This window comes from Cyanobium sp. N5-Cardenillas (assembly GCF_024345515.1).
Classification (GTDB): Bacteria; Cyanobacteriota; Cyanobacteriia; order PCC-6307; family Cyanobiaceae; genus Cyanobium.
Genome location: NZ_JAGQBG010000138.1, coordinates 1 through 8,476, shown reverse-complemented (window position 1 = coordinate 8,476; position 8,476 = coordinate 1). Strand labels below are relative to the sequence as shown.

Below are 8,476 nucleotides of genomic sequence, written 5' to 3'. Positions count from 1 at the left end.
CCTTGCGCAGCTTCACCACCTGCTTCACCCGATTGCCGCCCACCGGCTCGGGGGTCTGCAGATCAAAGATCTTCAGCGACAGGTTGCGCTTGGTGGCCTTCTGGCGCAGCACGTCGACCACCGCGTCGAGGGTCATGTCACTGGCGGTGGTGATCGTCAGGCTGGCCTCCTCCACCTCAATCTCGGTGTTGGAGTCCTTGAGGTCGTAGCGCTGGCCCACCTCGCGGCGCACCTGGTCGACGGCGTTCACCAGCTCCTGGCGGTCGAAGTCGGAGACGACGTCGAAGGAATAGCTGTCGGCCATGGGGCGGGCGAAGGCAAGGCAGCGCCAGCCTAGAAAAGAGACCCCTGCCGCCCTGTCCCGATGGCCACCTCCCTGCTCAGCCCCCTCCTGGCGGCCAGCATCGCGCTGCCGGTGCTGCCGGTGGCCGCCGGCGGACCCTTCGCCTGGTCGCTGGTGCTCTCAGGCGCCGTGGTGGTGCTCAGCCTGATCCCCCTGGGGGCCGCCCGCTCCCAGGCCGATTTCAAACCCTCCGACCTGGCCGCACCGCGGGCGATGTTCGAGCGGCTGCCGGCCTGGGGCAAGCGGGCCAACTGGGCCCACCAGAACAGCTTCGAGGCCTTCACCCTGCATGCCCCCGCCTGCCTGCTGTGCCTGGTGGTGGCCCCTGGTGTGCTGGCGGCCTCCCCCTGGCTGGCGCTGGCGGCCTGGCTGCACCCGCTGCTGCGGGCTGGGTACCTGGCGGCCTACGTGGCCAACCTGCCGCCCGTGCGCAGCCTCTGCTGGGCCGGGGGCATTCTCTGCACCGCCCTGATGTACAGCGAAGGGCTGCGGGCGGTGCTGCGCAGCTGAGTCAGCTGCCGCCCTTCTCCTGCAGCCCCTTCAGCGCCGCCAGCAGCGACGCCGGGCTCTGGGGATCCACCATCAGCACCGATCCGCCGTGGGCGGCGGCCATCTGCTGACCCATGGCCATCCAGTCCTTGGCCAGCAGCAGCCGCAGGCCCTCGCCCGCCGCCGGATGGGCCTCGATCACCGCCGCCAGCTGGGTGGCCGACTCGGCCCGCGCCTTGGCCAGCAGCAACTGCTGCTTGGCCTGGGCATCGGCATCGAGCAGCACGGCCTCCTGCTTGGCCTTGGCATCGAGCACCAGGGCCTCGGCCCGGCCCCGGGCCGCGTTCACCTGGGATTCCCGTTCCCCCTCGGAGCGCAGGATCGCCGCCCGCTTCTCCCGCTCGGCGGTCATCTGCTGCTCCATCGCCTGCTGTACCCCCTGGGAAGGCTGGATGTCGCGCAGTTCCACCCTGGTCACCTTGACGCCCCAGGGATCGGTGGCCTGATCGAGCTCCTTGAGCAGGGTTTCGTTGACCTCGCTGCGGGTGGTGAAGGTCTGGTCGAGGTCGAGCTTGCCCATCTCGGCCCGGATCTGGGTGAGCACCAGGTTGACCATGGCCGCCTGCAGGTTGTCGACGCCGTAGTAGGCGCGGGCGTGCTCCAGCAGCTGCCAGTACACCACCGCATCCACCTCGATCGAGACGTTGTCGCGGGTGATGCACTGCTGGGGCGGGATGTCGAGCACCCGCTCCTTGAGTGATTCGTGGCTCACCACCCGCTCCAGGCCGGGGATCACCAGCGACAGGCCGGGGCGCAGTTCGCGGTCGTACTTGCCGAGGCGCTCCACCAGCATCGAGCGGCTGCTGCTGGTGACCTTGACGCCGCTGATGCCCAGGCCGGCCAGCACCACCAGCACCGGAATGATGAGCGCTTCCATGCAGCCTGCTTCACTGGCGCCACGCTAGGCAGGATGGGGGGGAAGGCCAACGGTGCCGTTGCGTTCGTTGTCCTCGCCACCGCCCCTTCGCCCCCTGCCGATGCCCGCACCCCCGATCCTCTGGCTGGCCCTGGCGGGGGTGCTGCTGGTGCTGGAGCTGGTGGGCGCCGACGCGGACGGCCTGCTGCTGGTGGGGGCCGTGGCCGCCCTGCTGCTCACGCTGGTGGCCATCCTGGTGCCGGTGGTGCCGCCCCTGGTCCAGGTGCTGCTGTTCGCCGCTCTGGTGGGGGCCGGCTACGGCTGGATGCGGCGCTGGTCGGCGGGGCGCCAGGCGCGCGCGATCCCCCCCGGCGACCGGGCCGAGCTGGCGGAGGTGACCACGGCCTTCGATGCCAACGGCGAGGGCCGGGTGCGCTGGCAGGGCCAGAGCTGGGCCGCCCAGAACCTGGCGCCCGACCAGCTCCTGCCCCCCGGCGCCCAGGTGACGGTGATGGGCCGGGAGGGGACGCGGCTGCAGGTGCTGCCGCGCCCGGAGTCGCTGCCGGGCTCGAACGGCCTCGGCTAGTCGAAGAACATCAGGCTGACCACCTTGCCCATGTCCTCGGCGGTGCGGCAGCTGGAGAGCAGGGTTTCACTGTCGTGGAAGGCGTAGCAGATCAGCTGGTCGCAGCGGTTGATGATCTCCTGGTTGCAGAGGCTGCTGGCCATCGGCAGCGGCAGCTCGTCGTTCTCGGGCTTCTCCACCAGGTGCAGCACCCGCTCCAGCTGGCTGCGGGATTCGCCCGGCTGGCGCTCCAGGCTCTGGGGCAGCAGCACGGTGAGCCGGGCCGGATCCACCTCCAGCACGCTGCGGATCACGGCCGCATTGACACCCTGGGCACCGGAGGTGATCAGGTTGTGGCCCTCCTGGGCCAGGGAGCGGGCCACCAGCTCCACCAGATGGATCGACACCACCGGCACATGGCGGCTGCCGAGGAAAGCGATTCTGCGTTTGCCCCGGTCCTGGAGCATGGCCAGCTCCTGGGCGAGCGTATCGATCCGGTCCAGGGCCGGAAGATCTAGGGACCGGGTCACCCGTTATCGACAACCAACGACCTGAAACTAGCAGCGCCCTCAGGCATGGACCGCCAGGCGCAGCCGGCCGAACAGCCGTTCGAAGTGGCAGTTCTCCTCCACCAGGCGGATCGCATAGGTGGCCTTCACCGCTTCATGCAGCCGCACGTGGCCGATGGCGGCATCGATCACCTCCACGGTGGTGAGGGTGTCGTGCTCGACCTTGAGCACCGGCACCTCCAGTTCCTCGGCGCGGCTGATCAGCTGGGGCAGGGGTTCGCCGGCCCCCGTGAGGATCAGGCACTGGGTGGAGGCCTCCAGGGCGGCCAGCTGGATGTCGGTGCGGTCGGCACCCGTCACCACCGCCATGTTGCGGCGGCGGCGGAAGAACTCCATCGCCGAGTTGACGTTCATGGCGCCGATCGAGAGGGTCTCCACCAGCAGGTCGAGGCCGTCGTGGCAGCAGAGCACGGTGGCCACGAGGCGGCGGGCCAGCTCCTCCACCGTGACGCTGCGCAGCAGGGGGCTGCGGGGCATGACGCCCAGCACCGGAATGCCCAGCCGCTCCAGGGCCGGCACCACCGACTCCCGCACGTCCGGCACCATGTCGGGCAGCACGGCGTTGAGCACCACACCGGCCAGCAGATCGCCGAGCTGGCGCCGGGCTTCGAGTAACGCATCGACGCTGCGGCTGTCGCTCCAGTTGTGCACCAGCAGCACCGGCGCCTGCAGGGCGTGGGCCAGCTGCACCAGGCCCAGGCCGTAGAGCTGGCCCTCGCTGAGACTGCCGGCCCCCTCCAGCAGCACCAGGCGATCGGCGTCGTCCTGGATGCGTCGCTGCAGCAGCGTCAGGCCCTCCCCGGGGGTCAGGTCCCCCGCCAGCAGGCGCTCCCGGGCGGCCGCCGGCTCCAGCACGTGCAGCGAGGGGATCAGCTGCTCCCGGGCCAGTCCGAGGGTGTCACCGATGAAGCGGACATCGGGATCGAGCAGGGGGTTGTCCGGCGCCGCGTCGGGAAAGTTGTCGAGCGGGTCGTCCATGCAGGTGACCAGCGGCTTGCCGAAGGCGAGCGGCACGCCCGCGCGGGCGAGCTGGCGGCCAAGACCGAGCACCACCGCCGACTTGCCGCTGAAGGGTTCACAGGAGCCGATCAGCAGGGGGATGGACATGGGTTGACCTCGCCGGGTCCTGCAGGTGCGGGGCAATCTAGGCAGCACGTCCACTGCAAGCCCATGCCGGCCCCGTCGACCGACTCCCTCACCGTGGCCATCACCGGGGCCAGCGGCGCCCTGGGCCAGGCCCTGCTGCGCCGCTGGCACGGCCGCGGCGCCCAGCTGATCGCCCTCTGCCACAGCAGCGCCCCGCTGCAGTTGGACGGGCCGGACGGGCAGCCGATCCCCCTGCGCCAGGTGCACTGGCAGGTGGGCCAGGAGGCGGCCCTGGAGCCCCTGCTGGCGCAGGTGGACGTGCTGGTGATCAACCACGGCATCAACGTCCATGGCGACTGCAGCGCCGCAGCCACCGAGCGCTCCCTGGAGGTGAACGCCCTGAGCGCCTGGCGGCTGCTGGAGCTGTTCGCCGCGGTGGCGCAGCGACGCCAGGGGGCGCGGCGGGCGGAGGTGTGGGTGAACACCTCGGAGGCGGAGATCCAGCCGGCCGTGAGCCCCCTGTATGAAATCAGCAAGCGGCTGCTGGGCCAGCTGCTCAGCCTGCGGGCACCGGAGCTGGCCCGCACGCTGCGGCTGCGGCGGCTGGTGCTGGGACCCTTCCGCTCCGCCCTCAACCCGGTGGGGGTGATGGGGGCCGACTGGGTGGCCGGCGAGATCCTGCGGCAGGCCGACTGGAACTGCAGCCTGATCATCGTGACGCCGAACCCGCTCACCTACCTGCTGATGCCGCTGGCCACCCTGGGCCGCTGGGCCTACGTGGGCCTGCTCAGGAAGCCGTGAGGGCGGCAGTGTTGGCCGGACCTAGAAGTCGCGGTCGGTGAGGATGTCGCAGCCGTCGGAGGTGACGACGATGGTGTGCTCCCACTGGGCCGAGAGGCTGCCGTCCACCGTCACCACGGTCCAGCGGTCCTTGAGGGTGCGGCAGGCCTTGCTGCCGGCATTGAGGATCGGCTCCACCGCCAGGGTCATGCCGGCCCGCAACTGCATGTTGGGCAGATCCCTGGTGCGGTAGTTGAACACCGAGGGCTCCTCGTGCAGGTTGCGGCCGACGCCGTGGCCCGTGTAGTCCTCGACAATCGCGTAGCCGTGGGCCTCGACGTGGTCCTGCACGGCGCCGGCCAGCTCCAGCAGGGTGCTGCCGGCCTTGACCGTGGCCAGGCCTTTCATCAGCGATTCCTGGGCCACCCGGCTGAGGCGGCGGGCCTCCTCGGGCACCCCCTCGCCGACGCAGAGGGTGACGCAGCTGTCGCCGTGGAAGCCCTCGAAATAGGCGCCGGTGTCGATCTTGACCAGGTCGCCGGCCTTGATCACCCGCTTGGCGCTGGGGATGCCGTGCACCACCTCGTTGTTGATGCTGGCGCAGATGCTGGCGGGGAACCCGTGGTAGCCCTTGAAGCTGGGGGTGGCCCCCATGGCGCGGATGCGGGTTTCGGCGTGGCGGTCGAGGTCGCCGGTGGTCATGCCCGGGGCGGCCATGTCGATGATCTCGCGCAGCACCGTGGCCACGATGCGGCTGGCCTGGCGCATGATCGCGATCTCCCGCGCCGATTTCACCTCGACACCGCGGCGGCCCTTCTGGATGCGGGGGCCGGCCTGGGTGAGAGGGGTGCCGCCGCCCTTGACGCCGTTGGTGCTGGCCAGCAGATCGGCGAACAGGTTCATGCGAGGGGTACGGGCCGGACAATCAAGTTATCAATGGCGTCCCTCCCGTCGTCGGTTCCCCGTGTCCAAAGCCACCCCCGCCGCCCCCTCCTGGGGGGTCCGCCTGCGGCAGGCCCATGCCTGGCTGGCGCCGCTGGTGCTCGCTCCGCTGCTGCTCTCGGCCGTCACGGGGGTGGCCTACCGGCTGCTGCGCGACTGGGGTGGGCTGAGCCGGGACCAGGCCCATCCGCTGATGGTGCTGCACGAGGGCGAATGGCTTCAGGGCTGGGTGGGCGAGGTGGGCGAGTCGCTCTACGTGCTGCTCAACGGCCTGGGGTTGCTGTGGATGCTGATCACCGGAGGCTTCATGGCCTGGGAGCGGTTGCAGCGGGGCTGGCGGCGGAGTGGGGGGAAGGGGGTCACCTGAGGCGGTAAGGTGTTGGTTTGGCCTGGCGCTCCGAGAACAGGGATGGCAACCGAGATCGATCCGTCCACGGAAGTGGACCCACAAACCCCAGACGCGGAGCCCCAGTCGGTGGAAGCGGAAACTGCGGCTGAACCCGTGACGGCAACTGCCGCCACCACGGTGACGGTGACCACCGGCAAGCTCAGCGCCCGGGCCCTGATCGACGAGTTCGAAGCGGCCCAGCTGAAGAGCGACCTGCCTGAGATCTACGTGGGCGACACCGTCAAGGTGGGCGTGCGGATCCGGGAAGGCAACAAGGAGCGGGTGCAGCCCTACGAGGGCGTGGTGATCGCCAAGCGTCACTGCGGTCTCAACCAGACCATCACCGTGCGCCGGATTTTCCAGGGCATCGGCGTGGAGCGGGTGTTCATGCTGCACAGCCCCCAGGTCGCTTCCGTCAAGGTGGAGCGGCGCGGTAAGGTGCGGCGGGCGAAGCTCTTCTATCTGCGTGACCGGGTGGGTAAAGCCACTCGCGTCAAACAGCGCTTCGATCGCTGAAGCCTGGATTCTCGGGATTTCATTGCCCGTGTCTCCCTTTCACGCTTTCCAGGGACCATCGCCTTGCGCCGTTAGTTCAGTTGGTAGAACGCAGGTCTCCAAAACCTGATGTCGGGGGTTCAAGTCCTCCACGGCGCGTTCGATGGTCCCATTTGTAGTCTCGTGGTTCCGGAAATGGAGTTGGATCTACAACCCGGTGATGTGGTCAAGGTGCTGGAATCAGCGGCCCTTGGCTGGGTTCGGGCCCGGGTGATCCGGGTCAAATCCGGAGGTCGGGTCGTGGTCCAGAGCGACCAGGGGCGGGAATTCACCGCCAGGGGCAACCAGGTGCGCCTGATTGAACCCGCCGGCTTCCGCCCCTGAGGCCAGGGCGTTCCGGCGCCATCGCGCCCCAGTCCAGGCCTGCCGTCCCAGCTGAACATCCCCATCTGCCCCGTGCCCTGCACGGGGCTTTTTGTGTGGCCGATCGGCGTCCTGACCGCACCAGCCGGCGTGGACAGGCGGCGTTGACGGCGTGGCGTTGACGGTGGGACGGGTGACGATGGATACTTCCTTGGTCGGCGTCCACGCCGTCGCGATCGCCCATCGGCGCCGGATCCACCCCTCGGGGCGATTCGAGCCTCGAACGACGGTCTGGGACTGTAGTTCAATCGGTTAGAGCACCGCCCTGTCACGGCGGAAGTTGCGGGTTCGAGCCCCGTCAGTCCCGTTCTCACCACCTGGAGCCGCTTCCGTGCCCGCAACGGTTCCCGTACGCGTTCGCCTGGCCCCCAGCCCCACCGGCACCCTGCACATCGGCACCGCCCGCACGGCGGTGTTCAACTGGCTGTTCGCCCGCCACCTCGGGGGCGCCTTCCTGCTTCGGATCGAGGACACCGACAGGGAACGGTCGAAGCCGGAATTCACCGACAACATCCTCGATGGCCTGCGCTGGCTGGGCCTGACCTGGGATGAAGATCCGGTGGTGCAGAGCGCGCGCATCGAGGCCCACCGGCAGGCCATCGCCCAGCTGCTGGCCAGCGGCCACGCCTACCGCTGCTTCGCCAGCGACGCCGAGCTCTCAGCGATGCGGGAGCGCCAGCAGGCCGAGGGCCGGGCCCCCCGCTACGACAACCTGCACCGCGACCTGACCCCCGAGCAGCAGCAGGCCTACATCGCCGAGGGCCGCGAGGCGGTGATCCGCTTCCGCATCGACGACGGCGCCACGATCACCTGGAACGACCTGGTGCGGGGCGAGATGCGCTGGGCCGGCAGCGACCTGGGCGGCGACATGGTGATCGCCCGCCGGGCCCCCGCCGATGCCATCGGTGACCCGCTCTACAACCTGGTGGTGGTGGTGGACGACGCCGCCATGGCCATCAGCCACGTGATCCGGGGCGAGGACCACATCGCCAACACCGGCAAGCAGCTGCTGCTCTACGCCGCCCTGGGGCTGACGCCGCCGGTGTTCGCCCACACCCCGTTGATCCTCAACCAGGAGGGCCGCAAGCTCTCCAAGCGCGATGGCGTCACCTCCGTGGGCGATTTCCGCGCCATGGGCTACACCGCCGAGGCCCTGGTCAACTACATGACCCTGCTGGGCTGGTCGCCGCCGGAGGGGATCGGCGAGCGCTTCAACCTCGAGCAGGCGGCGGCGGTGTTCTCCTTCGAGCGGGTGAACCGGGCCGGGGCGCGCTTCGACTGGGACAAGCTCAACTGGCTCAACGCCCAGGTGCTGCACGGGCTGGCGGCCGGCGAGCTGCGCCAGCGGCTGCTGCCCCTCTGGCAGGCCCGGGGCTGGGGCGAGGGCGTCGGCGCCGATGCCGCCTGGCAGGAGGATCTCTGCACCCTGCTCGGACCCGCGCTCAGCCTGCTGGTGGACGGGGTCGACCAGGCCGCCCCC

Annotated in this window: 12 protein-coding genes and 2 tRNA genes; 9 read left to right on the top strand and 5 right to left on the bottom strand. The window is 69.8% G+C overall.

The features are described 5' to 3' along the window. The coding region (locus tag KBZ04_RS11355; protein ID WP_254992034.1) for a DUF520 family protein at positions 1–304 on the bottom strand (304 nt) is incomplete at its 3' end. Positions 305–364: 60 nt separating this feature from the next. On the opposite strand from KBZ04_RS11355, the gene KBZ04_RS11350 reads away from it, so the two are divergent. Next, positions 365–853 carry an MAPEG family protein gene (locus KBZ04_RS11350; RefSeq protein WP_254992033.1) on the top strand — a complete coding sequence of 163 codons (489 nt, stop codon included), beginning with the start codon at positions 365–367 and terminating at the stop codon, positions 851–853. A 1-nt stretch (position 854) separates the two neighbouring features. Here the strand turns inward: KBZ04_RS11350 and KBZ04_RS11345 are convergent, their stop codons facing one another. Continuing rightward, positions 855–1,769 carry an SPFH domain-containing protein gene (locus tag KBZ04_RS11345; protein WP_254992032.1) on the bottom strand — a complete coding sequence of 305 codons (915 nt, stop codon included), beginning with the start codon at positions 1,767–1,769 and terminating at the stop codon, positions 855–857. A gap of 58 nt (positions 1,770–1,827) precedes the next feature. On the opposite strand from KBZ04_RS11345, the gene KBZ04_RS11340 reads away from it, so the two are divergent. Continuing rightward, on the top strand, positions 1,828–2,334 hold the full coding sequence (locus KBZ04_RS11340; RefSeq protein WP_254992031.1) for an NfeD family protein: 507 nt from the start codon (positions 1,828–1,830) through the stop codon (positions 2,332–2,334). Here the strand turns inward: KBZ04_RS11340 and KBZ04_RS11335 are convergent. Next, entirely contained in the window at positions 2,331–2,843 is a 513-nt protein-coding gene (locus KBZ04_RS11335) for a DNA recombination-mediator protein A (RefSeq protein ID WP_094583973.1), read from the bottom strand. The two genes, KBZ04_RS11340 and KBZ04_RS11335, sit on opposite strands and share 4 nt — an antisense overlap. 39 nt (positions 2,844–2,882) lie before the next feature. Continuing rightward, entirely contained in the window at positions 2,883–3,989 is a 1,107-nt protein-coding gene (locus KBZ04_RS11330) for a phosphotransacetylase family protein (RefSeq protein ID WP_254992030.1), read from the bottom strand. A gap of 63 nt (positions 3,990–4,052) precedes the next feature. Between KBZ04_RS11330 and KBZ04_RS11325 the strand changes: the two genes are divergently transcribed. After that, entirely contained in the window at positions 4,053–4,769 is a 717-nt protein-coding gene (locus KBZ04_RS11325; RefSeq protein WP_254992029.1) for an NAD-dependent epimerase/dehydratase family protein, read from the top strand. Between the two features lie 21 nt (positions 4,770–4,790). Here the strand turns inward: KBZ04_RS11325 and map are convergent, their stop codons facing one another. Beyond that, positions 4,791–5,651 (bottom strand): type I methionyl aminopeptidase, encoded by an 861-nt coding sequence (gene map / locus KBZ04_RS11320; protein WP_254992028.1) that lies wholly within the window; start codon positions 5,649–5,651, stop codon positions 4,791–4,793. 61 nt (positions 5,652–5,712) lie between these two features. Here map and KBZ04_RS11315 point away from each other — a divergent pair, with 61 nt between their 5' ends. From KBZ04_RS11315 to gltX, 6 genes are all read left to right on the top strand, one after another. Continuing rightward, positions 5,713–6,057: a peptidase gene (locus KBZ04_RS11315; RefSeq protein WP_254992027.1), complete on the top strand. Its 345-nt coding sequence runs from the start codon at positions 5,713–5,715 to the stop codon at positions 6,055–6,057. A gap of 42 nt (positions 6,058–6,099) precedes the next feature. Next, entirely contained in the window at positions 6,100–6,594 is a 495-nt protein-coding gene (gene rplS, locus KBZ04_RS11310; protein WP_254992026.1) for a 50S ribosomal protein L19, read from the top strand. 65 nt (positions 6,595–6,659) lie between these two features. Next, positions 6,660–6,732, top strand: a tRNA-Trp gene (locus KBZ04_RS11305). Positions 6,733–6,768: 36 nt separating this feature from the next. Next, on the top strand, positions 6,769–6,957 hold the full coding sequence (locus KBZ04_RS11300; RefSeq protein ID WP_006043540.1) for a hyperconserved protein Hcp: 189 nt from the start codon (positions 6,769–6,771) through the stop codon (positions 6,955–6,957). Between the two features lie 272 nt (positions 6,958–7,229). Further along, positions 7,230–7,303: transfer RNA gene (locus KBZ04_RS11295), tRNA-Asp, on the top strand. A gap of 24 nt (positions 7,304–7,327) precedes the next feature. Further along, positions 7,328–8,476 (top strand): glutamate--tRNA ligase (gene gltX, locus KBZ04_RS11290; protein WP_254992025.1); only part of this gene is annotated, 1,149 nt, incomplete at its 3' end.